This is a genomic window from Thalassotalea agariperforans, from assembly GCF_053470345.1.
The window spans coordinates 456,550-481,471 of the sequence record NZ_JBQMWH010000001.1; the positions used below are offsets into that span (position 1 = coordinate 456,550).

The following is a 24,922-nucleotide window of genomic DNA, read 5'->3' on the forward strand; positions in this document are numbered from 1 at the left end:
GATTTGCCGTGGCAAGTATATTAGTTGTTGAAGATCAAAAAGATATTGCTGAAAGCATTGGTGACTTTTTAGCGTTACATGGCCATGTGGTTGATTTTGCCAGTGATGGTTTAACCGCTTCAAATTTAGCCAGCCAGCAACATTTCGACTTATATATTTTTGATATTGGCCTTCCCGGTATGGATGGCATTAGCTTATGTAAATTGTTACGGCAAAACCCGTTATCAACTACACCAATATTGTTTTTAACGGCACGCGATAGTATTGAAGATAAATTGGCAGGCTTTGATGCCGGAGGGGATGACTATTTAGTTAAACCTTTTCAGCTTGCCGAATTATTAGCGCGGGTTAAAGCCTTATTAAAACGCTGTACTAATCATAACGGCGCACTGATTAATATTGCTGATTTAGTTATTGATACTGAGCAATGCCAAGTTATGCGAAATAACCAGCTAATCGAATTATCACCCATTGCTTATCAAATATTATTATTGTTGGCTAAGTCGTCACCCAAGCTTGTTACCCGCCAACAAATAGAAACAGAAGTTTGGCAAGATATTGTTCCGGATAGCGACGTATTGCGAAGCCATTTATACAGTTTACGCAAAAAGCTCGACAAACCCTTTAATACACCACTTATTCATACCGTTTCTAAAAGAGGTTTTCGTTTATGCGCACGCGTCGATATTTAAAAAGCTTACGTGTTCGTATTGTTTTAGCTATTACCTCATTAGCCTTAATTAGTGCCTGTATTTATTCTTGTTTTGCTTGGTTTATTTATGATGTTTCTGACGACAGACTGTTTAATTGGTATGCGTTGTCGATTAATAAAGAGGCAAGTCAGTCGTTAATTTTACCAACCGAAACACCAACTCGTTTTGTGGTTTTAGGTACCGAAAGAGAGGTGATTGCAAGGTTACATCGTCAATTTGGTATGAAGGATAACGCTAATTTACCAGAGCGGCTTGCCGACTATTTAGAAGTATCTAATACAGCCAAGTATGAGCATGACCATGTTATTTTTGATGCTGAACTGCCTGCGGCGCAACTAGAGCTACAAATTGTTGTTAGCCCATGGAAAAACCAAAAATTATATGTGGTATATGATATTTCTGGCTTTGCGCAAGAAGAAAGCCCAGATAGCTTTTATACTGATAAATTTGTGTTATATGTTTTAATTCCGCTGGCGCTGTTACTGACCTTTTTTGCTTTTTTATTGAGTATGTTTTTAACCAAAGGCATTTTAAAACCGTTAACAAGATTGGCACAGCAAGTAACTTCGGTACAACTTGAGCAGCTCTCTAAACCATTAACTGGGCGCTTTTATCCTGATGAAGTGGGGGAGTTAGCCGACACGTTTAATCAACTTATTAATAAAATTGATGAATATATTCAACACGAAAAACGCTTTTCTCGTGAAGTGAGTCATGAGCTTCGTACGCCAACTACAAGTTTAACTATGGCGCTTGATTTACTCGAGCAAACCCCCTTAAATGCCCAGCAGAAAACGCTATTTGCCCGCATGCAACGAGCAAATAAAGAAATGACTCAGCTAATTAATACGTTTTTATGGTTGGCAAAAAACAAACCTGAACATGCGCAATTAGAAAATGTGCATTTGCATTACTGCGTTGCACAAGTGCTCAGTAAACTGTCATATTTAAGTGAAAACAAACCGGTAGAAATTATTAATCAGGTTAACCCTGAACAGTATTTTCAAGTTAATACTGGCTTATTGGATATTGTTTTAAGTAATTTATTAAGAAATGCACTGCAATATACCCATCAAGGTAGTGTAAAAATAATTAATGACGAAACATCGGTAACGGTTATTGATACCGGCTTAGGTATTCCGGCAAACGAATTAAATAATATTACGGAGGCTTTTTACAGCTTACAGCCTGACGGCGTCGGTTTAGGTATGTCGATAGTGCAAAGAGTGATCAGTAAGTTAGGTTGGCAATTATTGGTTGAAAGTGAAAAAGGCAAAGGAACCAAAATGACAATAGTTTTTGCCTAATTTAATAACCTTTGGCTTACTGGTTAGAAATTATTTTCTACCATTGCTTTAATTTTATGCGCGATTATACAAAGCGAGACGCTAATTTTTTATAAATAGCATTTTTATCTCGCTTGCCTACAGCTAATACATAAATCACAATTTCATTATCCAATACCTCGTAGACTAATCTATAACCTGCCGTACGTAACTTGATCTTATAAACAGCATCATAGCCTTTTAATTTCGCTGATGACACATGTGGATTTTCAAGTCTTTCTGCTAGCTTATTCTTAAATTGCTTTTTAAGTGGCTCGGCTAATTTATCCCATTCTTTTTTAGCTGCGGGGAGAAACTTTAATTTATAAGTCATCTAAATTAACTTCGATAGCTTTTGATAAATCACCTCGGCGTTCATCAATAACTTTAGCTAATTCGTAATCATCAACAACATCCATTAACCATTCGTAAGTTTCTGCGGGTACTAAATATGCAGCTGGTTTATTGTGATTTAATATTGCGATGGCAGAGCCATCAGATTCATTCAATAGAGCTGTAGGGTTCTTTTTTAATTCTGAAATACTTGCTGAATAATCAGCTAGAACTTGTCTCATTACGACCACCAATTAAGTGTTAAAATAAGACCTTATTTTAGACCTAATTATAGTTTTTAGCCATAACTTAATTTAGCGATATATCACCTTGTTAAGAGGCTAGAAACAGTTGGTTATAATAAGCAACGAAGGAGCAAAACTAACTATTTTTTGTCCTTTGAATTGGCTTGTTAGCTGTTACGTTACTTCGATATGGTATGTCGTAAAATAATACGTCTCTTGTGTATCGTTATACTCAATAGTAGCTGTTTGCCATATATCTTCCTTTACATCATTACCATACAAATCTTTCTCGGTAATATACTTAACTCGATCTTCTAAGTTTCCATATACTGTGGCTGAGATACCAATATCATTGTGAATTTTGTCTCCAATTTTTACTGATTTATTAACTGCGTTTCCAATCCAAACTAGATCTCGGTTATTTTCACCTGCAATACCAACTTTTGCACACAGAATATCGCCGTAATGAATTCCTATACCAAAATCAACGGTAGTATACTTTTCTATTTTCTTTTTTACTTTGGAATCAGCAGAAGTAAGCATCCATTTCATTTTCATAGCAGCTGTCACGGCATCGCTTAATTTAGTTTTTGTTGTTCCTTGAAACAAGACAAGCATACCATCACCATTAAAGCTTCTAACTTCTCCTCCTAGGCTTTTAGCGATTGTGACTATTGTATGAAAATACGCCTTATGTATTTTGGCTACTGATGTTCGATTATGTTTATTAAGAATAGCAGTGGAACCACGCATATCGATATAAAGCACGGTTGCCGTTAGTTTTAGCCCTTTATTTCCAAAAGTTAAATTGGAGTCATTTATATCTGGAACATATGTGATATCGGAAGTTTCAAAAGCACCATCAATAATATCAGCTACTTTGCTATCAATGCCTGACTTCATTAATTTTTAACCCTAAAAAGATAGATAAATATTGTAATAACTGGTGATATCACAGCGGATAGAGTAAACCAAATCGCAGCATTAAAATAAGTATACTTACGATTAGCAATAGTAGAATTAGTTATGATTTGAAATGCCATATCTTTTTGGTAGTCAGTGAATTCAACATTTTTTTCACCTAATTTATCTGCTAATTTAGTCAAATAAGATAACGGTGAATATTTGGCTATGTGCCCAAAAAACAGAATATTATCAGTATCGTGCCTCCCCTTAGGCTTTGATTCCCAAGGCAAATTCAAAGCGGGGATGATTGATAATAAACATATTGAGAGAGAAATAAGGCTAAGAAAACTACAAAATATTAAATAATAGCCAACATAGCAGTTAACACTTTCACTTAAACTAAGCCGACTAAACCCGAAAATTAGAGCGGCATTTCCTGCAATTAATGTTGCAGATTTGGTTTCTGCGTATTTTAGCCAATCATTTATATTTGAAAATATATTGTTCAATTTTTCATCCATGCTACAACTTTTCTCCAGTAATCTAACAGCCCACTATAGACGTGCTAACGTCCTTTTTTAAACGCGCTGTTATTTGATAAATTATTAAATTAATAGCCTTAAAGTTACGGATATAAGCTCATAATATCAAGTAATTAATGATGCGAATAAAATTACTTTTATTAGAAAACTATCAACAGCTTATTGTTATTCGCTGAAGTGTCAAAATTACTTAAAAGTATTCCTTTAAAATTAACAATAAACCATGCTTGATTGCATCAAGCGATGAGGTGCTTGATTGGCTTTAATAATTCATTTAGACGTCTATACGTTTAGATGTTGAAGTTTTACACCGATCCAAGTAAAGTACGCCTATTGTCATAAACAAGGTGGGATTAGTATGCCTATTAAAATTCCAGATCAGCTACCAGCACATAGTATTCTTGGCCAAGAGAATATTTTTGTGATGTCTGAAAACCGTGCGGCGAGTCAAGAAATTCGTCCGATGAACGTAGCTATTTTGAATTTAATGCCTAACAAAATAGAAACCGAAGTACAGTTACTTCGGATGCTTTCTAATACGCCTTTACAAATTAATATTGAGTTAGTTTGTATTCATCATAAATCATCAAAACATACGCCTGAAAACCATATGGATGAGTTTTATATTTTATTTGATGATATTAAACACAAACAATACGACGGCTTAATTATTACCGGTGCGCCATTAGGCTTAGTGGAATATGAAGACGTTACCTATTGGGATAAAATTTGTGAGGTTTTCGACTGGGCGCAAAAAAATGTCGTATCAACTATGCACTTATGTTGGGCGGCTAATGCGGCGTTTTATTATCATTATGGTTTAACCCGTAGTGTCCGTGAAGAAAAATTATCAGGGGTTTATCCTCATACGGTAAATTGTCCGTTAGAAAGCTTAACCCGTGGTTTTGACGACGAATTTTTAATGCCGCATTCTCGTTATGGCGAAGTAACCCGTGAGCAGTTTGACACGGTTGATGCTTTAAATGTGCTTGGCGAGTCGGAAGAAGCGGGCGCATTTTTGGTGGCCAGTAAAGACAAACGACAAGTGTTTATTTTAGGCCACCCTGAATATGAATCGTACACCCTTGATGGTGAATATAAACGTGATATTGCTGCCGGTTTAACGCCAAAAGTACCGGTTAATTATTATAAAGATAACAACCCAGCTAATAAGCCATTAAGTACTTGGCGTAGCCACGGTAGTTTATTATTCACTAACTGGATAAACTATTATGTTTATCAGATCACCCCATACCAATTAGATGCTGAAAATATTCAATCATCTATTACAGGAGACTAGCATGTCAGTAACAGTGCAAAAGTCAGCATCGTTTACCTTATTTGAACAACAATTAGCCAAGCGAATTTTAGTACTTGATGGTGCCATGGGTACCATGATCCAAGATTATAAGTTTGAAGAAAAAGATTACCGTGGTGATCGTTTTGCAGATTGGCAATGTGATGTTAAAGGCAACAATGACTTATTAGTATTGTCTCAGCCGAAAGTGATTAAAACCATTCACGCTCAATATCTTGAAGCTGGCGCTGATATTCTTGAAACTAATACCTTTAATGCCACAACCATTGCGATGGCTGATTACGAAATGGAATCACTCAGCGCAGAAATCAACTTGGAAGCAGCAAAAATAGCGCGCCAAGTGGCTGATGAATATACCGCTAAAAATCCAGACAAACCGCGTTTTGTTGCTGGGGTATTAGGACCAACAAACCGTACTTGTTCAATTTCGCCTGATGTAAACGATCCGGCATTTCGTAATGTCACTTTTGATGAATTAAAAGACGCTTATATTGAATCAACCAAAGCGTTAATTGAAGGTGGTTCAGATCTTATTTTAATTGAAACAATTTTTGATACCTTGAATGCGAAAGCGGCAATTTTTGCGGTTGAACAAGTATTTGAAGATCTTGGTACACGTTATCCTGTAATGATTTCAGGCACGATTACCGATGCTTCAGGCCGTACCTTATCAGGACAAACGACCGAAGCATTTTATAACTCGTTACGCCATGCTAAGCCAATTTCATTTGGTTTAAACTGTGCTTTAGGACCGGTAGAATTACGCCAATACGTTGAAGAAATGAGCCGTATTTCAGATTGTGCGGTATCTGCGCATCCAAATGCCGGTTTACCTAATGCCTTTGGTGAATATGACTTCACCGTTGAGGAAATGAACCCGCATGTTAAAGAGTGGGCTGAATCAGGGTTCTTAAATATTATTGGTGGCTGTTGTGGTACAACGCCTGCGCATATTCAAGGTATGGCAGAGTCTGTAGCGGGAGTAACACCTCGTGAAATTTCACCACGTAAAATAGCTTGTCGCCTTTCAGGTTTGGAAGCACTAACTATTCAAGAAGACACCTTATTTGTAAACGTTGGTGAACGTACTAACGTAACGGGTTCGGCTATTTTTAAACGCTTGATCATGGAAGAAAGATTTGATGAAGCAATTGCCGTAGCCTTACAGCAAGTTGAAAACGGCGCCCAAATTATTGATATCAACATGGATGAAGGCATGTTGGATTCAAAAGCGGCGATGATCCGCTTTTTGAATTTAATTGCTGGTGAGCCGGATATCGCGAAAGTGCCAATTATGATCGATTCTTCTAAATGGGATATTTTAGAAGAAGGCTTAAAATGTATTCAAGGTAAAGGGGTTGTTAACTCTATTAGCATGAAAGAAGGTGAAGACATCTTCCGTCAGCAAGCTGAGTTAATTCGTCGTTACGGCGCTGCGGTTATTGTCATGGCGTTTGATGAAGTGGGTCAAGCCGACACCCGTGAGCGTAAGTATGAAATTTGTCATCGTGCTTATCATATTCTGGTTGATGAAATAGGCTTCCCACCAGAAGATATTATTTTTGACCCGAATATTTTTGCTGTTGCCACCGGTATTGACGAGCATAACAATTATGCCGTTGATTTTATTGAAGCGGTTAAAGATATTAAAGACAACTTACCACATGCGATGATCTCTGGTGGTGTGTCAAACGTGTCGTTCTCATTCCGTGGTAATAACCCAGTACGTGAAGCCATTCATGCGGTGTTTTTATATCACGCCATTAAAAATGGTATGGATATGGGGATTGTGAACGCTGGCCAATTAGCCATTTATTCTGATATTCCAAAAGATTTATTAAAAGCGGTTGAAGACGTTATTCAAAATACTGATGACGGAGCCACCGAGCGTTTACTTGATTTAGCCGAAGAATATCGCGGCCAAGGTAGCGCACAAGCCAATAAAGCAGATTTGTCATGGCGTGAATTGCCAGTTAACAAACGTTTAGAGCATTCATTAGTTAAAGGTATTAATGAATTTATTGTTGAAGATACCGAAGCTGCGCGTTTAATTGCTAAGCGTCCACTTGATGTGATTGAAGGGCCGTTAATGGACGGCATGAACGTAGTAGGTGATTTATTTGGTGCTGGCGAAATGTTCTTACCACAAGTGGTAAAATCAGCGCGAGTAATGAAACAAGCAGTTGCTTATTTGAATCCGTTTATTGAAGCAGAAAAAACCGAAGTTAAATCAAACGGTAAAGTATTGTTAGCAACGGTTAAAGGTGATGTACACGATATTGGTAAAAATATCGTGGGTGTAGTTTTACAGTGTAACAATTACGACATTGTTGATTTAGGCGTGATGGTGCCAACAGAAAAAATCTTACAAGTGGCGAAAGAAGAAAAGTGTGACATTATTGGTCTTTCTGGTTTGATCACACCATCGTTAGATGAAATGGTACATGTTGCTAAAGAAATGCAGCGCCAAGGTTTTGATTTACCGTTATTAATTGGTGGTGCCACCACATCTAAAGCCCATACTGCCGTGAAAATTGAGCAAAACTATGATCATCCGGTAATTTATGTGCCTAATGCTTCACGTTCGGTTTCGGTAGTAAGTTCGTTATTATCTGACGAATTACGCCCAGCCTTTATGGAACGCCAAGCAAAAGAATATGACAAAGTACGTGAGCAACATGCACGTAAAGGGCCTCGTTCTACCATTGTGTCGTTAGAAGAAGCACGTAAAAATGCTTTCCCTTTAAGTTTTGACGATTACACACCAACTACGCCGAAAAATTTAGGTGTTACGGTAATTGATGACTTAGATTTAAATGTGGTGCGAAATTACATTGATTGGACGCCATTTTTTATGACATGGCAGTTATCAGGTAAGTATCCAAAAATTCTTGAACATGAGTTAGTAGGTGAAGAAGCGCAAAAACTTTTCAACGATGCTAATGCCATGTTAGATGATGTGATCAACAGCGGTAAATTAAAAGCGAAAGCGGTTATTGGTTTATTTCCTGCTGTGCGTGATGGTGATGATATTCAGCTATTTGCTGATGATAGTCGTCAAAAAGCATTAATGAAGTTCCATCAATTACGCCAACAAGGTAAAAAGCCATCAGGACAATATAACCGCTGTTTAGCTGATTATGTTGCTGATGAAGCCTCAGGCGTAAAAGATTATATGGGCGCTTTTGCGGTTTCAGCAGGTTTTGGTTGTGATGACTTAGTGGCAGAATTTGATGCTAATCATGATGACTACAACAGCATTTTAATGAAGGCGGTTGCTGACCGTTTAGCCGAAGCTGCTGCGGAATATATGCATGAGCGTGTTCGTAAAGAATATTGGGGCTTTGCTCCTGATGAAACCTTAGATAACGAAGCGTTAATTCGTGAATCTTATCAAGGTATTCGCCCAGCACCGGGTTATCCTGCTTGTCCTGAGCATACCGAAAAAGGTTTGTTATGGGATTTACTCGATGTTGAAAACAACATTGGTATGCAGCTAACGTCAAGCTATGCCATGTGGCCTGGCGCTGCGGTAAGTGGTTTCTACTTTGCTCACCCAGACAGTAAATACTTTGCGGTAGCAAAAATCGATCATGATCAAGTAACGGATTACGCTGAGCGTAAAGGCATGAGCCCAGAAGAAGCTGAGCGTTGGTTATCGCCAAACTTAGATGATTAATTTTTTTTGTTGATGGAAATACGCTTAATTAGGCACGGAAAGCCAACATCTTCTCAAAACCCAAAGCTAACTGCTTTGGGTTTTGTTTATTGGATCAAAGCTTATAATGCGTCAAATGTCGCCTCAGACAGCCTGCCACCGTTAAACTTACAGCATACTATTAAAGAGCATTATACGGTTGCGAGTACTTTGCCAAGAGCTGTAGATTCAGCGGTAATAGCAACAGGCCATGTACCTGAACAAACTTTAAGTGTGCTCCGTGAATTAGAAATTCCACGGTATAAATTGCCGTTCAAACTTAATGCGTGGACTTGGGTTTATCTTGCACGGCTACTTTGGTATTTGGGCTTTAAAGGCAATTTTGAAACGTATAAAGCAGGTAAGCAGCGTGCGTTTATTGCAGCCGACAAGTTAATTGAACTTGCAGTGAAACATGACAATATTGCTGTATTTAGCCATGGGGTGATCAATATTTATATTCGTCGACGTTTAAAACAACTTGGCTGGCGTGAGCTTGAAAAAAGTAATAAGTATTGGGGAATGAATCGTTTTGTTAAATAACGCACTAGTTGTTAATTAACAGCGCTAGTCAATCAGGCTTTATTACTTCATAATGCCGTCAATATTTCTGATAAAAGAATCCCTCCATGAAACTATCAATAGAATTTAATAAACCAGAAGCTATTACTGGTCACGACTGGCAATTATCACAAGAAGTTAACGTGAAAAACGAAGCTGGTGATGTGATTGCAAAAGCCGAAATTGAGTTATTAACTTTAAATAAACACCGTGATGCATTAGCAACTTATAAATTGCTTGCTGATGAAGAAACCGACTGGGAAATTCCGCTAAATATTTATTTTAAAAAGCAAAATTTAACGGAAGATTTATGTAAAGAGTTGCATGTTGCTGCCAGTACCAAAGCTCAAACGCATATTTTAGTGGAAGCGATCAGTGTTTTACCACAATATCGCAGACAAGGAGTTGGCCAATATTTATTGCAAGAAATTGCTAAAAAGCATGAAAAAATTCAGTCAATCACGGTATTAAGTTTAGCGATGAATACTTTTGTTGATGCGGAAAATTGTGAAACCGAAGCTAACCAAACTTATTATCAACAGCTTGATTTAGCTAATGAAACTTTAGGGCGAATAGAGTTAGCGCAGTACTTTGCTAATAACGGCTTTACCGCAATTAATGTTGATGAAGAGCAGTTAATTGAACCATTAACTTTTGATGTGTTTGTTGCTAGCCCAAACAGTATTTTAGCGACTAAATAAATGAAAGAATCAGTGTACGGCCAATAAAAGCGGTACACTGATGCTAAACCTTTAATCGTTTAATAACTTTCTTCTAAGGTATTTAATACTTTAAATAGTTGTTCAATTTTTTTCACTAAAGCTACCAAACAGGCTTGGTCTTTAGAAGCTTGCCACTTTAATAAATCGTCCGCTACTTCTTCAACATAAGGTTGAAAAGTGTCAGCGCTACAAACAAAACCAGCATCTTTAGTAAATACGGCTTTAAATCCTGCTTTGTTTTTTTCTCTTAAATCTTTCAATGTGGCATCAGCAACCAGTGACTTTTTTAAAATAATAGAAATATTATCAATTAGTTGTTGTTCAATAACTTTGCTCATTTATAGGTACAGCCTGTTTAATAGAATGATGAGAAAATAAATAGGGCGTTATTATGTCAAATTTAACGGCGTTTTGTTAGCTTCACCGGCAATTTCTCGTACTAATTTAGGCACTAAATAACCCGATACATTGGCCATTAATTCTTGGTAAATTTTAATTGCTTCATTTTCATCAAGATCAAAATGCGCAGCGCCTTGTACCTTGTCTAACACATGCAAATAATAAGGCTGAATACCATGGTCAAATAAGGTTTCAGATAATTGGCTCAGTGTTTCTGCGTTGTCGTTAATGCCTTTAAGTAAAACACTTTGGTTAAACAAACGAATATTGGCATTAAGTAGTGGTTTAATAGCATTAATAAGTGCTTCGTCAATTTCATTAGCATGGTTGATGTGCAGCACCATTGAGGTGATCAAGCGGCTGCGACTTAATAGGTTAACTAGTTCGGCCGTGACTCTGTTAGGAATAACAACGGGTAAGCGGCTATGAATACGTAAGCGCTTAATATGCGGTATTTGCTCAACAGCATTCACTAACCAAGTTAAATGTTCGTCACTGGCCATTAATGGGTCACCACCACTGAAGATAACTTCATTAATTTCGGGGTGTTGCTGAATGTAATCAAGGGCAGGTTGCCAGCGCTGTTTGTTAGGGCTGTTATCTGCATAGGGAAAGTGTCGACGAAAACAATAGCGGCAATTTACCGCACAGCCAGCTTTCACTATCATTAATACTCGATTTTTATACTTATGTAATAAACCTTCGGCAACGGTGTCGTGCTCTGCTAGTGGGTCACTGAAATAACCATCAAGCTCCTGATATTCAGCGGACAGCGGCATTACTTGCTTTAAAAGAGGGTCGTTTATATCACCTTTTTTCATTTTTTGAATAAAAGGTTTTGGTACCCGCACAGGAAATAACTTACGTGCAGCAAAGTGAGCTTGATAATGTTCTGGCGTAATATCTAACATTGAAAGCAATATTTTGGGATCTGTGACCACACTTGCTAATTCTTTTTGCCATGAAAGGTGCAATTGTTCGGGGTTTTGAGGTATTATCTGCGACATTATTTTTTATTCTCTGGGTAATTAAGAGCACATTTATGGCAACTTTTAGTACAAACCAATTCAAGGCCGGGCTTAAGATAATGCTTGACGGCGAACCTTGCAACATTCTTGAAAACGAATTAGTAAAACCAGGTAAAGGGCAAGCCTTTAACCGTGTAAAAATTCGCAAGCTGATCTCAGGTAAAGTGTTAGAAAAAACCTTTAAATCAGGCGAAAGTGTTGATGGTGCTGATGTAATGGATACTGACCTAGCATATTTATATGCTGACGGTGAATTTTGGCATTTTATGAACAACGAAACCTTTGAGCAAATTGCAGCGGATGAAAAAGCGGTTGCAGATACTGTTAAATGGTTAGTTGAAGGTGATATTTGTACCATTACGTTATGGGATGGCTCTCCGATTGCTGTAACACCACCTAACTTTGTTGAGTTAGAAGTGACTGAAACTGATCCTGGCCTTAAAGGTGATACGGCAGGAACAGGTGGTAAACCGGCCACGTTAAGCACAGGCGCGGTTGTTCGTGTACCTTTGTTTATTCAAATTGGTGAAATTGTTAAAGTAGATACACGTTCAGGTGAATACGTTTCACGTGCCGCTAAATAACAAACGTTAATTTATTGATTAAAAGCCCGCTCAGCGGGTTTTTTTATGCCTGAAATTTAAAAAATTATCCCAGAGCAACGAATAAAAAAGCCACTTAACTAAGTGGCTTTGATTAAATACATTATTTAATTTTTAATTTAATTTTTAATTAAATTTTAAACTCTTGCACTGATTGTTGTAACTCTTCTGATAAACGCGCAACTTCACTACTTGAATCAGCTGTTTGCTTAGCGCCAGCGGTTGTTTGCTCGGCAATGGCTACAATCGACTCTAAGTTTTCGCTAATTTCATGGGCAACAACACTTTGCTCTTCTGCCGCTGTTGCAATTTGAGAACTGCGGTCATAAGCTTCATGTACCGCATGGGTAATGGTATCAAGCGCAGCATTGGCTAATTCTGTTTGCTCAACACACTCAGCAGCTTGTGCTTTACCTGTATCCATTACTGCTACCGCTTTTTCTGCGCCAGTTTGTAATGCTTCGATCATTTTTTGAATTTCTTGCGTTGATACTTGAGTACGACTTGCTAACGTTCTTACTTCATCAGCTACCACGGCAAAGCCTCGGCCTTGTTCACCAGCTCGTGCTGCTTCAATTGCTGCGTTTAACGCAAGTAAGTTAGTTTGCTCAGCAATTCCGCGAATAACATCTAAGATACCACCAATAGAAGCACTGTCTTGTTGTAATTGGTTAATTACTTGCGAAGCAGAATCTACTTCTTTGGCTAATAACTGGATAATTTCTTTGTTCTTCTCTGAAATAACTTTAACGCGCTCGGCTTCGTCATCAGCTTGCTTAATTTCACCTAGTGCGTCATTAGCACTTGATAATACACTTTGTGAAGTACTGCTCATTTCTGTTGTAGCAGAAGCAGCTTGTTCAACTTGGCTACGTTGTTCTTCAATTGCCGTGGTACTTTGTGCCGTTACTGCTGAGGTTTGCTCTGCAGCTGCTGCTAATTGTGCTGAGCGGCTAACAATACCTTGAATAAGCTCTCTTAAGCTGTCGATTACTTGGTTGCAGTTACGTGATAATAAAGCGAATTCATCTTTGCCAGTATCATCTAACTTACGTGATAAATCACCAGAGGCAACAATGTTCAGCATTTCATTAACACGACCTAATGGGCCAGTAATACTGCGCAAGGTAATAAAGGCAATACCACAAGCGGCAATGGCTGAAATTACTAAGATTAACCAAGTTTGTGTTGTACCACTAGACACTGAGCTATCAACTGAGGTTGCTGCCGCTTTAGTGGTTTCATTAGCTAGTTTTACTTGGGTGGCTAAAATTTCATTGGCGGCGGTAACATCGGCCTTAGCGGCATTTAGTTTTTCTGTTGCAATAGCAATTGCTTGAAGTTGTTCAACTTTTAATGTGGCAACTTCTTGCTCTAATTCTTTTAGGTTATTAATCGCTGATAAAAGCTCATCAATAATACCGCTAACATTATAACGAGTTAGTTCTACGGTAATTTGTGCAATCAGTTCATTGGTACTTTCAATATTATTTTCTATATCGGTTTCAATAAACTTGATGGTTTGTTCATTTAACGAATCACGATATTCTAACGAAGAAGACACTAAGGCGTTAAATTTAAATTCAATTTGCTCGCCTAATGATACTGCTTTTTGCAGTTTAGTATCGGCAAGGTCGTGATCGGCTAAATCGAGCATTAAGGTAGCAGCATCATCAGCAATTTCTTCAATACTACTTACTTTATCGGCGAGTTCACTTTTAATAGAAATGGTTTTTTGGCGGTTGGTAAATACATCGTCGATATTTTGAGTTAAAGAAGCATAGACACCATCAACATTTTTTAAGTTGTTAGATAATTTAGCTTCATTTTTAATGATATTGGTTAGTAATTTATGCTCTTTAGAAAAGTTGTTACTCACCTCAGAATAAGTTGATTTAATCTCAGATAAACCGTCAGATTCAGTTTGATAATAAGCTTGTAAGGTTAAACTGCCCATTTCCATTAGCTCGTTGGCTAATTCGTTACTGCCTTGAAGAGTTGGGATAGCAAGTTCATTTTGCTGTGTAAGAGAGGTATTAATAGTACTAAGATTCATTAAAGAGATAGTACTGGTAATAATGAGTAAAATGAAAAGGATGGCAAAGCCACCGATAATCTTCATTGCTACGGTCAAATTCATTGATATCACCTATAAAGCTATTTTTGTCAAAATTGGTTTATTCCGATCCTTGAATAACGTATTTATTATTGTATTAGAATAGTCAGTTGTTATTAAAAAACATTCACTTACTCAAGCATTATAACAAGGCAATTTTGTTTTTCACCTAATTGTAGACACTTTTTTAATATTATTTTTGTCTTAGTGAGCGTGCTCTATAAAACGTTTTTTATCATCCCAGCGCAATAAGGTTAAATAATTTCCCCAAACACAACCGGTATCGGTAGCAAAAACATTCTTGTGTTCACATTTTCCTAACAAAGATGCCCAATGACCAAAAACCCAATAATATTTTGATAATTCTTGAGTTAATTGAAACCAAGGCTTCAATGTATCAGGTGCGTTGTTAATATCTTGTTTACACTTAAACTCTAACGAGCCATCTAAGTAACAAAAACGCATTCTGGTAAATGCATTAATTGTATAACGAAACTTTTCTTCTTTACTTTCTACATCAGTCCAACTGTTAGGGTATTCACCATACATACACGACAACCATTTTACTAGTTTATTTGAACGTAATTTCTTTTCGGCGAATTTTGCATTTTTGAGAGCGTCTTTAATTGTCCACTGAGGTGCTAAGCCTGCGTGTGAAAGAAAACCTTTACCGTCGGGAGTTTGTAATAGGAGCGGCATGTTACGCAACCATTCGATGATCTCGGGTAAGTCAGGTGCAGCCAGCAGTTCACTAAGGTGATCTGATTTTTTGGCTTTTTTTAATCCGTGATAAATTGCTAACAAATGTAGGTCATGATTCCCTAACACCATGTTAAAGCTAGACCCTAAACTTTTTAAATATCTAATTGTTGCCAGTGAGCCGGTACCTCGAGCAACTATATCACCTAAGGCCCATAGCTGATCGTGTTCAGGATTAAAGTTGACCTTGGCAAGTAGCGCTTTTAGTTCGCTATAGCAGCCTTGAATATCGCCAACTAGATATAATGCCATGTGAACTTAATTTAAGATATTTGGCTTAGCGAGGGTGAATACAGGAATGTTTGCTTTAACTTCTTTTCCAGAGGCGGTGGCAAAAACATAATAACCTTGCATAGTACCAACGGGAGTTTTGAACGCGCTGCCACTGGTATATGTGTAGCTTTTTGTTGGTGCAATATGAGGTTTTTGACCAACTACACCTTCACCTTCAACATTGGTTGTGCCGCCATCAGCATCGGTAATTAACCAAGAGCGAGATAACAGTTGCACACTTTCATCACCGTTATTTTCAATGGTAATCGTATAAGCAAAAACATATTGCTGGTGTTCAATTGATTGTTCAGCTAAATATGAGGTTTTCACTAAAACATTAATAGAGTCGGTATAATCAGACATTAAGTTGTTTTTTCCATAGGGTTTTCAGCGACAAAATTAGCAATGGTGATGTAGTCATCAATGCTGAGATTTTCAGGTCTAAGATTGATATCAATACCTAAACTTGCCAATTTTTCGGCATCAACTAATTTTTTAAAACTATTACGGATTGTTTTTCTGCGTTGATTAAAAGCCGTTGTACAAACTGTATTTAATACATCAATACTACTGACAGGGTTTTTAATATGCGCATGTGGAATAAGGCGGACAATAGCCGAGTCAACTTTTGGTGCCGGTTTAAATGCTTCAGGACCAATTTCCATTACTGGAATCACCTGACATTGATATTGTGTCATGATTGACAAACGGCCATAAGTTTTTGAGTTAGGGCCTGCTGCCATTCGGTCAACCACTTCTTTTTGTAGCATAAAATGCATGTCTTGCACTTTATCTTTAAAAGTTAATAAATGAAATATTAATGGCGTTGAAATGTTATAGGGTAAATTACCGAATATTCTTAATGGCTGCTCAGCTGAAGATAACTGACCAAAGTCAAATTTAAGGGCATCAATTTCATGAATAGTTAAATGTGGCGCTAAAAAAGGGTGGTGGCGTAATCGTTTGGCTAAGTCTCTATCTAACTCAACAACTGATAATTTACCCGCACGTTCGACAACCGGCTCCGTTAAAGCGCCTAAACCTGGCCCGATCTCAATTAAGTTTTCACCAGGTTCTGGGTTAATAGCATCAACAATACGGCTGATCACTGCATCGTTATGTAAGAAGTTTTGGCCAAAACGTTTTTTAGCTTGATGCCCTAAGTGGCTATTTTTATTCATGATTGGTTGTTACTTAATTCAATGGCAGAAGAAATAGCTTCAATAAAACTACCCACATCGGCTTTACCAGTGCCGGCTAATTCTAACGCGGTACCATGATCAACAGAAGTTCTGATAAAAGGTAAACCAAGGGTAATATTTACCGATGAGCCAAAACCTTTATATTTTAGTACTGGTAATCCTTGATCGTGATACATAGCTAAGATCACGTCTGCGTCATTTAAGTATTTTTCCTGAAAAATAGTATCGCCAGGTAAAGGGCCAATAATATTAATTCCTTCGCTGCGTAATTCATCAAAAGCAGGAATGATGGTATCAATTTCTTCTCGGCCTAAATGGCCATCTTCACCGGCATGAGGGTTTAAGCCACAGGCATAAATTTTAGGATGTTTAATGCCAAATTTAGACACTAAATCGTCATGTAAAATTCGCGTGATTTTATGTAAACGTTCAGTTGTAATGGCTTTAGATACATAAGCTAAAGGTATGTGAGTGGTTACTAATGCAACACGTAAACCTTTAGTTGCTAATAACATAACCACATCTGAACAATTGGCTTGATGGGCAAAGTATTCAGTATGGCCACTAAAGGCAATACCTGATTTGTTGATCAAACCTTTATGTACCGGGCCAGTAACAATAGCGTCAAATTTACCTGACATATTCATTTCACTAGCAATACGTAAGGTATCAACGACATAGGCACCGTTTTCAGTATTTAATTGGCCAGGAATACATTCGCCGCCTAATTCAATATTGAGTACGGTTAATGTGCCCGCTTTATGGGCACTTGCTTCTGTATTCGCTTGGTAATCAACAATAGTTAAAGGTAATCCTAATAACTCTGCGCGTTCAGCGAGTAACTTTTTTGATGCTAAAATAACTAATTGAGCCGGCCAATCTTGTTGTGCTATTTGAACAACTAAATCGGGGCCAATACCGGAAGGTTCACCCGGTGTAATTGCAATACGTTTAATCATTAACTTTCGTCCTGATCAAACACTTCTATGTAGGCTTGATCTCTAGTTTCTTTAATCCAACGTGCGGCTTCAACACCAAATTTACGTTGGTAAAGAATTTGATAGGCTTTGTTTTCATTCATTTGTTTGGTGGCATCTAAGGTTCTTCGCCCCGTTAGTTGCACAATGTGCCAACCAAATGAAGAACGGAATGGTTTACTATATTCGTCAACTTTTAAACTGGCTAACATATCTTTAAATGCTGGGTCGAAGTTATTTGGATCTGTCCAACCTAACTCACCGCCTTTAACACCAGAAGGGCCGTCTGAATGCTCTTTTGCTAACTCAGCAAAATCGGCTTCACCGGCTTTAATTTGGTCAAGAAAACCTTGTAGCGTGGCTTCTGCCTTGGCTTCACTTAAAATTATTGATGGCTCAATAAGAATGTGGCGAGAATTAACTTCTTCGATTTCAACCACTTCTTTACCACGAACATCTAATATTTTAACAATACTAAAACCTAGGCCGGTTCTGATCGGTCCTAAAATAGCGCCTTTTTCTTTACCGTCGATAATTTCAGAGAACAAGGTTGGCATTTCGTTAATGGTTTTCCAACCAAAATCACCACCTTTTAAAGCGTTATCATCACCTGATGAGGCAATTGCTATTTTTGCAAAGTCAGAGCCGTTATTTAATAACTCAATTACTTTTTCAGCGCGCACTTTGGCACTGTTCATTTCTTCTTGGTTAGCATCGGTTGGGAACTCAATTAAGATATGTCCTAAATGATATTCGACACTGTCATTGGTTTGCTCTTTCATGCTACCAAGTAAATTTTCAATGTCTTGTGGTGAAATATAAATACGGCGGCGAACGGCTGAACGTCGCACTTCACCGGTAATTAATTCTTTGCGCACAGTTTCACGGTAGCTTTCAAATGACATGCCTTCTGCAATAATGCTGGCACGTAATTGTTCTATCGTCATTTGGTTTTGAGACGCCATATTATTTAAGGTTTCATCAAGTTGCGCGTCACTGATCTGTACACCCATGCGCTCACCTAAGTCGATAATCAGGGTGTCGTTGATCAGTTTATCCATCACTTGTGCACGAATAGCACGATCAGACGGCAGTGCTTGGTTATTCTTTTTAGCACCATTTTTTACAGTGGTCATTAATTCTTGCACTTCTGACTCTAAGACCACACTTTTATTAACGATTGCGGCAACACGATCTAACTCGACCTGTTTCGCAATAACTGATTGAGTACTAAAAAACAGTACGCTGCTTACAATAGTTAGTTTTAATATATTTTTCATTTAGCAAATAATTCTTATTAATTGTTTAGGAAATACGGGCGTTTGTAGCCAAAAATACTGGCGTTTAACATATCTTCACTATTTAACGAAGAGTTACGACCATTCAAGCCTTTGATAACGAACTGTATCATGAAACCGCTGTCAAATTCACCGCGGTTATTATTATTTAAATTATTATCATCGATATAGGAATCAATATGTCGATGATAAGCCAGTCGAACCGCCCAACAACAGCTTTCGTATTGTAAACCGGCATAGCTTTCAATACTTCTATTTTGCTGTAAATCTTGTGATACACGGCCAACAAACTTCCAGTCTTTATTCAATTTTACACTTGAAAGCAATGATAATTGTTCCAAGCTTACTCCTGAGACATTACGAATGTAGCGATGGTTCAATTGTGAATTGATAAAATCGTTATAATGATAATCCAAGTTAATTTGGCTCTTGTTGGTTAAGTGAGCTTTAGTATTGTATTGAATATTACCACTGACTTGCCATTGTTGGTCAATTTTGAAAAAAGTTTCAGCAGCTAAAGCCGATTCGCCTTCATTTATTAGCATATTATCATTGAAGTTACTGTTGTCATTTAAATAAACAATACGGCCTAAACTAAAACGAAATACTTCATCATTTGATGGGTTTAAAACACGGCTAGTTACCCCCCAAGAATATTGATTGGCTTCGGCAATTCTATCTAAACCACTATAACGTTGATCTCGAAACAAACCAGCGTAATCGTCTTGTAAGGGGGCAGAGTCATATAATCCGATAATAGATTGATCTTTATCTGGAATGTATAAATATTGTAATTGTGGCTCTAAGGTTTGGGTGTAACCGTTTAAATTCATATCACGGTCAAAGTTAATACCACCATGTATTCTTACTTTGGGTAAGGTTCTATCAACATTACGTTCTAAAGGACTGTTTATTTCAAGGTTTTTTTGTTGATAGGTTGTGTGCAGTACTTTAACTTCAGAGTTTAAAAACCATGCTGGTGTTGACACCGGAAAAATAAACCCGGCTTCAACATGATAGCGATCCGCTAACGGCTTTGTTTTGTCAGCATTGGTAAAACGTGAGAATTCACCATTGATATCAAAGCGGCCATTGAAAAAACCAAGTGCCGATGATTGATTTAATTCTATTTGAGGTAGTGTGCGATAACTTGTCTCATGGTTACCTAATATCTCAAAATCTTGTAGTTTTGCGGTAATATCCCAAGTGTCGCCAAAATAAGATAATTCGGATATTTGGTATAAATAGGCATCGTTTGAATTGTAGTGATCGCTGCCAATATCTACTAAATAACTATCATCACTTAACGTGGTGGCATCAACATAAGCACGGAAGTTATCTGAAAACGTACCTGAATGTTGGATACGAGCAAGGTATCTAGCATCTTCATTGATATAGTCGTTATCTTTATTTAAATATTCAACATGCAGTTCACCCGTTTGCTCACCAGATAAATATCTAAATTCAGTAAGTAACTGGGTACCACGTTTAGACATAAACTTTGGGGTAATGGTGGCGTCATAATTTTCAGCAATATTCCAATAAAATGGTGTTTCTAGGGTAGCGCCAAGCTTGCCTGATGAGCTGATGCTTGGATATAAAAAGCCTGATTTACGTTTATTACTGACCGGAAAGGTAAAGTAAGGAATATACAAAACCGGTACATCGAGAATATGCAAACGGGCATTAAAGGCTTCACCAAAATTATCCGCCGCGGAAATGTTAATTTCACTCGCTAGTAATTGCCAATCAGGCGTTTCACCATAACAGGTGGTAAAGTTTGAATCACGTAAGCTGAGTTCGCCATTGGCGTTGATTTTTATTTCACCGGCTGCGCCATGCCCTGGGTTATCAGCTAGTTGATAAGAGGTATTATGTAAGCTGGTGGCTTTTTCATTTTGGCTTGATGATAAATCTTGCGCAAAAACATTAATGCCATTTCCTTGAAATTGAATATCGCCAGAGGCCTTAAAAGCGCCTGTTTTGCGATTAAACTCTAACGACTGCGCTAAAATTTTTTGTTGCTCTGAAGCTAAAACCACATCACCGGAAAAAATCGCAATTTCATTCTTAACGATACTGCTTTGTTGTGAAGCAATGGCTAAGCTTTTTTTGTTAGTTTTTGATGACGAAGCTAGCAGCGGATTGTTTGTTAAAGGTGATGCTATTTTTTCATAACTAGGAATAGGGCAGGTAGCAATGTCTGCGCTGGCGTTAACTTCTTCAGCAGTTGCTTGAGTTAAGCCAGTAATACTTAGCGTTAAGGCACTAATAATACGTTGTGTAAAAGCGGAAAAGGGCATTAAACGTCCGAAAAGTCCGAAAAGAGTCGATAAAAGTTTTTTGTGTTATTTTGCGAAAAATAACCACAAATTGTAATAAAAAGTATTATACCACTAGTTTAATACTTAAACCCTCATATAATATAGCAATTTTATCACGCTTTCTAATAATTGAATGGTTAAGGATGTTTTTTGACTCATCAGCGAGGTGATAGCTTTCAATCTTGGCTAAAATCACAATTTTCAGGGCAAGTTTTTACCATTGAATCATTAACTGGGGATGCCGGTTTTCGTCGTTATTATCGGCTACAGTTTACTAATCACACCTTGATCGCGGTTGATGCGCCCCCGGATAAATCCAATAATACCGCTTTTATTTGTATTGCTAAGCAGCTGGCATTGCATGGCGTGATCGCACCAAAAGTTATTGTGCAAGATATTGAACAAGGATTTTTTTGTTTAACCGACCTTGGCAATACATTATTAAGTGATGTTGTTACTCGCGATAATATGTTGCCGTATTATCAAAAGGCAATTGATAACTTATTAACCTTTATCAGTATTAAGCAGGTTGCAGATTATAAATTACCTGATTACGACGCCGATTTTGTTGCGTTGGAACTTGCTATTTTTTCTGACTGGTTATTGAACCAGCATTTATCATTGACCTTAACCAACACAGAACAACAACAGTTAACTGAATGCTTTAACATCCTGATTGATAATGCGATAAAGCAGCCAAGTGTTTTTATGCATCGTGATTATCATAGCCGTAATATCATGTTAACACCGCAAGATGAAATTGCCGTGATTGATTTTCAAGACGCGGTTCATGGCCCTGTTACTTACGATATTGTTTCCTTGTTACGAGATTGTTACCTTCGCTGGCCTGATGATTTAGTTAATCAGCTCTTTAGTTATTTCAAAACAAAGGTTAGTCAACAGCTTCACTTAGCTATTGATGACAGCACTTGGCAAACTTGGTTCGATTTAATGGGCTTGCAGCGCCATATAAAAGCTAGCGGTATTTTTGCGCGCTTATATCATCGTGATCACAAAGATGGCTATTTAGGCGATATTCCATTAACACTGTCTTACATTATTGATATTAGTAAAAAGTATCCTGATTTAGCGTTTTTACAGCAATTCACTGAGCAGAAAGTTTTACCGGCTTTTTTAGCAAAAGCTAAGCAAGTAAATAACAACGTAGAGAAGTCATCATGAAAGTGATGATTTTAGCAGCAGGACGTGGTGAACGTATGATGCCATTAACGGCAAACTTACCAAAACCTATGCTGCGGGTTGCCGGTAAGCCTTTGTTACAACACCATATTGAAAACCTAGCCAAAGCTGGGTTGAAAGATATTGTTATTAACATTGCTTGGTGTGGACAAGCGATTATTGATTATTTTGCTGATGGTAAAAAGTTTGGCGTCAATATTTGTTACAGTGATGAAAGAAGTGGTGCTTTAGAAACCGCAGGCGGTATTGTTAAGGCATTGCCGTTATTAACGGAGCCTAATTCAAGTGATGACGACTGTTTTTTAGTGGTAAATGGTGATGTTTTTTGTGATGTTGATTTTAATCAGCTGCCTAACTTGTCTGAACAACAAACAGCTTGCTTGTGGTTAACTGATAACCCTGCACATAATTTAGCCGGTGATTTTGTGTTAATCAATGAGCAGGTTAACAATAAAACGTTATTAGCTGATGTTAACTTACCGAATAATGAAATCACTTATACCTTTAGTGGTATCGCTTTATATAAAAAGCGTTTTTTTAACAACATCAGCACAGAAAAATTAGCGTTAGGGCCGTTATTAAAACAAGCGGCTGAGCAGGGGCAGTTAAAGGGGCTTAAATTAACTGTGCCATGGACAGATGTTGGCACGCCAGCGCGATTAGCAAGCTTAAATAAACAGCTGACAGATTTAAACAAATAGAGGGTGTTATGCAAATTTGGGGTAAAGTCTTAGGAGCCTTATTTGGTTTTATGTTAACCAAGAGTCCTATCGGTGCCATTATTGGTGCCATTATCGGCCACCGTTTTGATAAAAGTCTTGGCTTTAACTTTGACGGTTTGCATCAAAAAACAGAGCAAGATCGCCAAGGTGCCTTTTTATATACCAGTTTTTCGGTGATGGGGCATATTGCAAAAGCTAAAGGGCGAGTAACTGAACACGAAATTCAATTTGCCAGCCAATATATGACAAAGTTGGGCTTAACTGGCGATTTAAGACAACAAGCACAAGATGCTTTTCGTGAAGGTAAAATGGCGGGCTTTCCGTTAAAAGAGCGTTTACAAAAATTTAAAGCCTTATGTCGTGGTCGTGAAGATTTGATCATGATGTTTCTTGAAATACAAATACAATTGGCTTTTGCTGATGGTCAATTAGATCAAGAAGAACGAGCTGTTTTACATACTATTGCTCAGCATCTTGGTTTTTCGACTGTAGAGCTTGACCGTTTATTAGAAATGATTATTGCGGGTGCACAGTTTCATGGTGGTAATGCAAATGGTAGTCAGCAAAATAGACCAACCAGCGCCAGTCAGTTAGAAAATGCCTATAAAGTATTAGGTATTGATAAAAACAGTGACGAAAAAACGGTGAAAAAAGCCTATCGAAAACTAATGTCGCAACATCACCCTGATAAATTGGTGGCTAAAGGCTTACCCAAAGAAATGATGGAAGTGGCGAAACAAAAAACGCAAGACATCCAATCAGCATACGAAATGATCTGTAAACAAACCAAGTAGTAGAGATAAAGATGACCATAGAACGATTAGAAACCAAGCAGCGCATGAGCCGCATTGTTAAACACAACGGCACTATTTATTTATGTGGCCAGGTGTGTGCAGATGCCACGAAAGATATTACTGAGCAAACTCAAACCATGTTAGACAAAGTTGATACCTTGTTAGAGCAAGCTGGCAGTGACAGAAAACACTTACTATCAGCGACTATCTATCTTAAAGACATGAAAGACTTCGCGCAAATGAATGCCGTTTGGGATGCTTGGGTGCCAGAAGGCTACGCACCAGCACGTGCTTGTGTTACTGCCGACATGGCAAGAGAAGCATTATTAGTTGAAATTTCTGTGGTAGCTGCTGAAATACAATAATCATTCATAATTAAGAGGTAATTAACATGAAAGCATTAACCAAAATGAACCTGTTTTTGAAGCTTTTTGGTTTAAGTAAAGTCCCGTTAATTGCCTATGTTAATCCTAAGATTATTGCCTGTGATGACGAACAAGTGGTGGTGAAAATCAAACTTAATCGTCGTACAAAAAATCACTTAAATAGCATGTATTTTGGTGCTTTAGCGATTGGTGCTGACATTTCAGGTGGTTTTCTTGCAATGCAAATTGCCAATGAAAAAAAGCTAAAAATATCGTTAGCGTTTAAGGCCATGCAGGCGGACTTTCTTAAACGACCAGAAAAAGATGTGGTTTTTACCTGTCTTGATGGCAAGTTAATTGAGCAGATGCTACTTACTAGCGAACAAGAACAAAGGCGAGTTAATAAAGACGTTAATATTATTGCCACCTGCCCAGACACTTTTGGTGCTGAGCCAGTGGCAACGTTTACTCTTACGCTATCGATTAAAGTACTCGCCTAAA

At 37.7% G+C, this 24,922-nt stretch carries 25 protein-coding genes; 12 read left to right on the forward strand and 13 right to left on the reverse strand.

The annotated features are described in order from the left end of the window. Positions 1 to 8: 8 nt before the first annotated feature. Both ACSLUO_RS02045 and ACSLUO_RS02050 read left to right on the forward strand, forming a co-directional pair. Positions 9 to 692 carry a response regulator transcription factor gene (locus tag ACSLUO_RS02045; protein WP_448245727.1) on the forward strand — a complete coding sequence of 228 codons (684 nt, stop codon included), beginning with the start codon at positions 9 to 11 and terminating at the stop codon, positions 690 to 692. Then, positions 671 to 2,020 carry a sensor histidine kinase gene (locus tag ACSLUO_RS02050; RefSeq protein WP_448245729.1) on the forward strand — a complete coding sequence of 450 codons (1,350 nt, stop codon included), beginning with the start codon at positions 671 to 673 and terminating at the stop codon, positions 2,018 to 2,020. The genes ACSLUO_RS02045 and ACSLUO_RS02050 overlap by 22 nt, the downstream gene beginning before the upstream one ends. 64 nt (positions 2,021 to 2,084) lie before the next feature. On the opposite strand, the gene ACSLUO_RS02055 is transcribed toward ACSLUO_RS02050, so the two are convergent. The 4 genes from ACSLUO_RS02055 to ACSLUO_RS02070 form a co-directional block, all read right to left on the reverse strand. Next, the gene (locus ACSLUO_RS02055) at positions 2,085 to 2,372 is read right to left on the reverse strand and encodes a type II toxin-antitoxin system RelE family toxin (RefSeq protein ID WP_448245731.1); all 288 of its coding nucleotides are present in this window, start codon (positions 2,370 to 2,372) and stop codon (positions 2,085 to 2,087) included. Beyond that, positions 2,362 to 2,613, reverse strand: coding sequence for a type II toxin-antitoxin system Phd/YefM family antitoxin (locus tag ACSLUO_RS02060; protein WP_448245733.1), 252 nt, complete (start codon positions 2,611 to 2,613; stop codon positions 2,362 to 2,364). The genes ACSLUO_RS02055 and ACSLUO_RS02060 overlap by 11 nt, the downstream gene beginning before the upstream one ends. A 177-nt stretch (positions 2,614 to 2,790) precedes the next feature. Further along, positions 2,791 to 3,519, reverse strand: coding sequence for an adenylate/guanylate cyclase domain-containing protein (locus tag ACSLUO_RS02065; protein ID WP_448245735.1), 729 nt, complete (start codon positions 3,517 to 3,519; stop codon positions 2,791 to 2,793). Then, the gene (locus ACSLUO_RS02070; protein ID WP_448245737.1) at positions 3,519 to 4,043 is read right to left on the reverse strand and encodes a Pycsar system effector family protein; all 525 of its coding nucleotides are present in this window, start codon (positions 4,041 to 4,043) and stop codon (positions 3,519 to 3,521) included. Before ACSLUO_RS02070 ends, ACSLUO_RS02065 begins: the two co-directional genes overlap by 1 nt. 379 nt (positions 4,044 to 4,422) lie before the next feature. Here ACSLUO_RS02070 and ACSLUO_RS02075 point away from each other — a divergent pair, with 379 nt between their 5' ends. From ACSLUO_RS02075 to ACSLUO_RS02090, 4 genes are all read left to right on the forward strand, one after another. Further along, positions 4,423 to 5,364 carry a homoserine O-succinyltransferase gene (locus ACSLUO_RS02075; protein WP_448245739.1) on the forward strand — a complete coding sequence of 314 codons (942 nt, stop codon included), beginning with the start codon at positions 4,423 to 4,425 and terminating at the stop codon, positions 5,362 to 5,364. Between the two features lies 1 nt (position 5,365). Continuing rightward, positions 5,366 to 9,061, forward strand: coding sequence for a methionine synthase (gene metH, locus ACSLUO_RS02080; RefSeq protein WP_448245741.1), 3,696 nt, complete (start codon positions 5,366 to 5,368; stop codon positions 9,059 to 9,061). Between the two features lie 75 nt (positions 9,062 to 9,136). Beyond that, positions 9,137 to 9,622 carry a hypothetical protein gene (locus ACSLUO_RS02085; RefSeq protein WP_448245743.1) on the forward strand — a complete coding sequence of 162 codons (486 nt, stop codon included), beginning with the start codon at positions 9,137 to 9,139 and terminating at the stop codon, positions 9,620 to 9,622. 86 nt (positions 9,623 to 9,708) lie between these two features. Further along, entirely contained in the window at positions 9,709 to 10,341 is a 633-nt protein-coding gene (locus ACSLUO_RS02090; RefSeq protein ID WP_448245745.1) for a GNAT family N-acetyltransferase, read from the forward strand. A 59-nt stretch (positions 10,342 to 10,400) separates the two neighbouring features. Here the strand turns inward: ACSLUO_RS02090 and ACSLUO_RS02095 are convergent, their stop codons facing one another. Next, a complete protein-coding gene (locus ACSLUO_RS02095) occupies positions 10,401 to 10,700 on the reverse strand; it encodes a hypothetical protein (protein WP_448245746.1) in 300 nt (99 codons plus the stop codon). A gap of 51 nt (positions 10,701 to 10,751) precedes the next feature. Continuing rightward, a complete protein-coding gene (epmB, locus tag ACSLUO_RS02100) occupies positions 10,752 to 11,768 on the reverse strand; it encodes an EF-P beta-lysylation protein EpmB (protein WP_448245748.1) in 1,017 nt (338 codons plus the stop codon). Between the two features lie 35 nt (positions 11,769 to 11,803). On the opposite strand from epmB, the gene efp reads away from it, so the two are divergent. Next, entirely contained in the window at positions 11,804 to 12,373 is a 570-nt protein-coding gene (efp, locus tag ACSLUO_RS02105; protein ID WP_448245749.1) for an elongation factor P, read from the forward strand. Between the two features lie 148 nt (positions 12,374 to 12,521). On the opposite strand, the gene ACSLUO_RS02110 is transcribed toward efp, so the two are convergent. The 7 genes from ACSLUO_RS02110 to lptD all read right to left on the reverse strand — a co-directional run bounded on the left by ACSLUO_RS02110 (position 12,522) and on the right by lptD (position 21,319). Next, positions 12,522 to 14,531, reverse strand: a complete 2,010-nt coding sequence (locus ACSLUO_RS02110) for a HAMP domain-containing methyl-accepting chemotaxis protein (protein ID WP_448245751.1) — start codon at positions 14,529 to 14,531, stop codon at positions 12,522 to 12,524. Between the two features lie 180 nt (positions 14,532 to 14,711). Continuing rightward, positions 14,712 to 15,518: a symmetrical bis(5'-nucleosyl)-tetraphosphatase gene (locus tag ACSLUO_RS02115; RefSeq protein ID WP_448245753.1), complete on the reverse strand. Its 807-nt coding sequence runs from the start codon at positions 15,516 to 15,518 to the stop codon at positions 14,712 to 14,714. Positions 15,519 to 15,524: 6 nt separating this feature from the next. Continuing rightward, positions 15,525 to 15,902 carry a Co2+/Mg2+ efflux facilitator ApaG/CorD gene (apaG, locus tag ACSLUO_RS02120; protein ID WP_448245755.1) on the reverse strand — a complete coding sequence of 126 codons (378 nt, stop codon included), beginning with the start codon at positions 15,900 to 15,902 and terminating at the stop codon, positions 15,525 to 15,527. Beyond that, on the reverse strand, positions 15,902 to 16,720 hold the full coding sequence (rsmA, locus tag ACSLUO_RS02125; RefSeq protein WP_448245757.1) for a 16S rRNA (adenine(1518)-N(6)/adenine(1519)-N(6))-dimethyltransferase RsmA: 819 nt from the start codon (positions 16,718 to 16,720) through the stop codon (positions 15,902 to 15,904). Before rsmA ends, apaG begins: the two co-directional genes overlap by 1 nt. Continuing rightward, on the reverse strand, positions 16,717 to 17,700 hold the full coding sequence (gene pdxA, locus ACSLUO_RS02130) for a 4-hydroxythreonine-4-phosphate dehydrogenase PdxA (protein WP_448245759.1): 984 nt from the start codon (positions 17,698 to 17,700) through the stop codon (positions 16,717 to 16,719). Before pdxA ends, rsmA begins: the two co-directional genes overlap by 4 nt. Next, the gene (surA, locus tag ACSLUO_RS02135) at positions 17,700 to 18,998 is read right to left on the reverse strand and encodes a peptidylprolyl isomerase SurA (RefSeq protein WP_448245761.1); all 1,299 of its coding nucleotides are present in this window, start codon (positions 18,996 to 18,998) and stop codon (positions 17,700 to 17,702) included. Before surA ends, pdxA begins: the two co-directional genes overlap by 1 nt. Before the next feature lie 17 nt (positions 18,999 to 19,015). After that, on the reverse strand, positions 19,016 to 21,319 hold the full coding sequence (gene lptD / locus ACSLUO_RS02140) for an LPS-assembly protein LptD (protein WP_448245763.1): 2,304 nt from the start codon (positions 21,317 to 21,319) through the stop codon (positions 19,016 to 19,018). Between the two features lie 171 nt (positions 21,320 to 21,490). Here lptD and ACSLUO_RS02145 point away from each other — a divergent pair, with 171 nt between their 5' ends. From ACSLUO_RS02145 to ACSLUO_RS02165, 5 genes are read left to right on the forward strand one after another with little or no spacing between them, the layout of a single operon-like run. Further along, positions 21,491 to 22,522, forward strand: a complete 1,032-nt coding sequence (locus tag ACSLUO_RS02145) for an aminoglycoside phosphotransferase family protein (protein ID WP_448245765.1) — start codon at positions 21,491 to 21,493, stop codon at positions 22,520 to 22,522. Beyond that, positions 22,519 to 23,241 carry an N-acetylmuramate alpha-1-phosphate uridylyltransferase MurU gene (murU, locus tag ACSLUO_RS02150; RefSeq protein WP_448245767.1) on the forward strand — a complete coding sequence of 241 codons (723 nt, stop codon included), beginning with the start codon at positions 22,519 to 22,521 and terminating at the stop codon, positions 23,239 to 23,241. Before ACSLUO_RS02145 ends, murU begins: the two co-directional genes overlap by 4 nt. 8 nt (positions 23,242 to 23,249) lie before the next feature. Next, positions 23,250 to 24,056 carry a co-chaperone DjlA gene (gene djlA, locus ACSLUO_RS02155; RefSeq protein ID WP_448245769.1) on the forward strand — a complete coding sequence of 269 codons (807 nt, stop codon included), beginning with the start codon at positions 23,250 to 23,252 and terminating at the stop codon, positions 24,054 to 24,056. An 11-nt stretch (positions 24,057 to 24,067) separates the two neighbouring features. After that, positions 24,068 to 24,421 (forward strand): RidA family protein, encoded by a 354-nt coding sequence (locus ACSLUO_RS02160; RefSeq protein ID WP_448245771.1) that lies wholly within the window; start codon positions 24,068 to 24,070, stop codon positions 24,419 to 24,421. Positions 24,422 to 24,447: 26 nt separating this feature from the next. Next, complete coding sequence (locus ACSLUO_RS02165) at positions 24,448 to 24,921, forward strand: DUF4442 domain-containing protein (protein WP_448245773.1); 474 nt, start codon at positions 24,448 to 24,450, stop codon at positions 24,919 to 24,921. The last annotated feature ends 1 nt before the right edge of the window (position 24,922 follow it).

What these genes read in the sequence shown, in the direction of transcription:
- ACSLUO_RS02115 (WP_448245753.1), bottom strand. Translation starts at nt 15,518, where the DNA reads ATGGCATTATATCTAGTTGGCGATATTCAAGGCTGCTATAGCGAACTA.
- metH (WP_448245741.1), top strand. Translation starts at nt 5,366, where the DNA reads ATGTCAGTAACAGTGCAAAAGTCAGCATCGTTTACCTTATTTGAACAA.
- lptD (WP_448245763.1), bottom strand. Translation starts at nt 21,319, where the DNA reads ATGCCCTTTTCCGCTTTTACACAACGTATTATTAGTGCCTTAACGCTA.
- ACSLUO_RS02160 (WP_448245771.1), top strand. Translation starts at nt 24,068, where the DNA reads ATGACCATAGAACGATTAGAAACCAAGCAGCGCATGAGCCGCATTGTT.
- djlA (WP_448245769.1), top strand. Translation starts at nt 23,250, where the DNA reads ATGCAAATTTGGGGTAAAGTCTTAGGAGCCTTATTTGGTTTTATGTTA.
- rsmA (WP_448245757.1), bottom strand. Translation starts at nt 16,720, where the DNA reads ATGAATAAAAATAGCCACTTAGGGCATCAAGCTAAAAAACGTTTTGGC.
- surA (WP_448245761.1), bottom strand. Translation starts at nt 18,998, where the DNA reads ATGAAAAATATATTAAAACTAACTATTGTAAGCAGCGTACTGTTTTTT.
- ACSLUO_RS02095 (WP_448245746.1), bottom strand. Translation starts at nt 10,700, where the DNA reads ATGAGCAAAGTTATTGAACAACAACTAATTGATAATATTTCTATTATT.
- murU (WP_448245767.1), top strand. Translation starts at nt 22,519, where the DNA reads ATGAAAGTGATGATTTTAGCAGCAGGACGTGGTGAACGTATGATGCCA.
- ACSLUO_RS02165 (WP_448245773.1), top strand. Translation starts at nt 24,448, where the DNA reads ATGAAAGCATTAACCAAAATGAACCTGTTTTTGAAGCTTTTTGGTTTA.
- ACSLUO_RS02110 (WP_448245751.1), bottom strand. Translation starts at nt 14,531, where the DNA reads ATGAATTTGACCGTAGCAATGAAGATTATCGGTGGCTTTGCCATCCTT.
- ACSLUO_RS02065 (WP_448245735.1), bottom strand. Translation starts at nt 3,519, where the DNA reads ATGAAGTCAGGCATTGATAGCAAAGTAGCTGATATTATTGATGGTGCT.
- ACSLUO_RS02055 (WP_448245731.1), bottom strand. Translation starts at nt 2,372, where the DNA reads ATGACTTATAAATTAAAGTTTCTCCCCGCAGCTAAAAAAGAATGGGAT.
- pdxA (WP_448245759.1), bottom strand. Translation starts at nt 17,700, where the DNA reads ATGATTAAACGTATTGCAATTACACCGGGTGAACCTTCCGGTATTGGC.
- ACSLUO_RS02090 (WP_448245745.1), top strand. Translation starts at nt 9,709, where the DNA reads ATGAAACTATCAATAGAATTTAATAAACCAGAAGCTATTACTGGTCAC.
- ACSLUO_RS02060 (WP_448245733.1), bottom strand. Translation starts at nt 2,613, where the DNA reads ATGAGACAAGTTCTAGCTGATTATTCAGCAAGTATTTCAGAATTAAAA.
- ACSLUO_RS02050 (WP_448245729.1), top strand. Translation starts at nt 671, where the DNA reads ATGCGCACGCGTCGATATTTAAAAAGCTTACGTGTTCGTATTGTTTTA.
- apaG (WP_448245755.1), bottom strand. Translation starts at nt 15,902, where the DNA reads ATGTCTGATTATACCGACTCTATTAATGTTTTAGTGAAAACCTCATAT.
- ACSLUO_RS02075 (WP_448245739.1), top strand. Translation starts at nt 4,423, where the DNA reads ATGCCTATTAAAATTCCAGATCAGCTACCAGCACATAGTATTCTTGGC.
- ACSLUO_RS02070 (WP_448245737.1), bottom strand. Translation starts at nt 4,043, where the DNA reads ATGGATGAAAAATTGAACAATATATTTTCAAATATAAATGATTGGCTA.
- epmB (WP_448245748.1), bottom strand. Translation starts at nt 11,768, where the DNA reads ATGTCGCAGATAATACCTCAAAACCCCGAACAATTGCACCTTTCATGG.
- efp (WP_448245749.1), top strand. Translation starts at nt 11,804, where the DNA reads ATGGCAACTTTTAGTACAAACCAATTCAAGGCCGGGCTTAAGATAATG.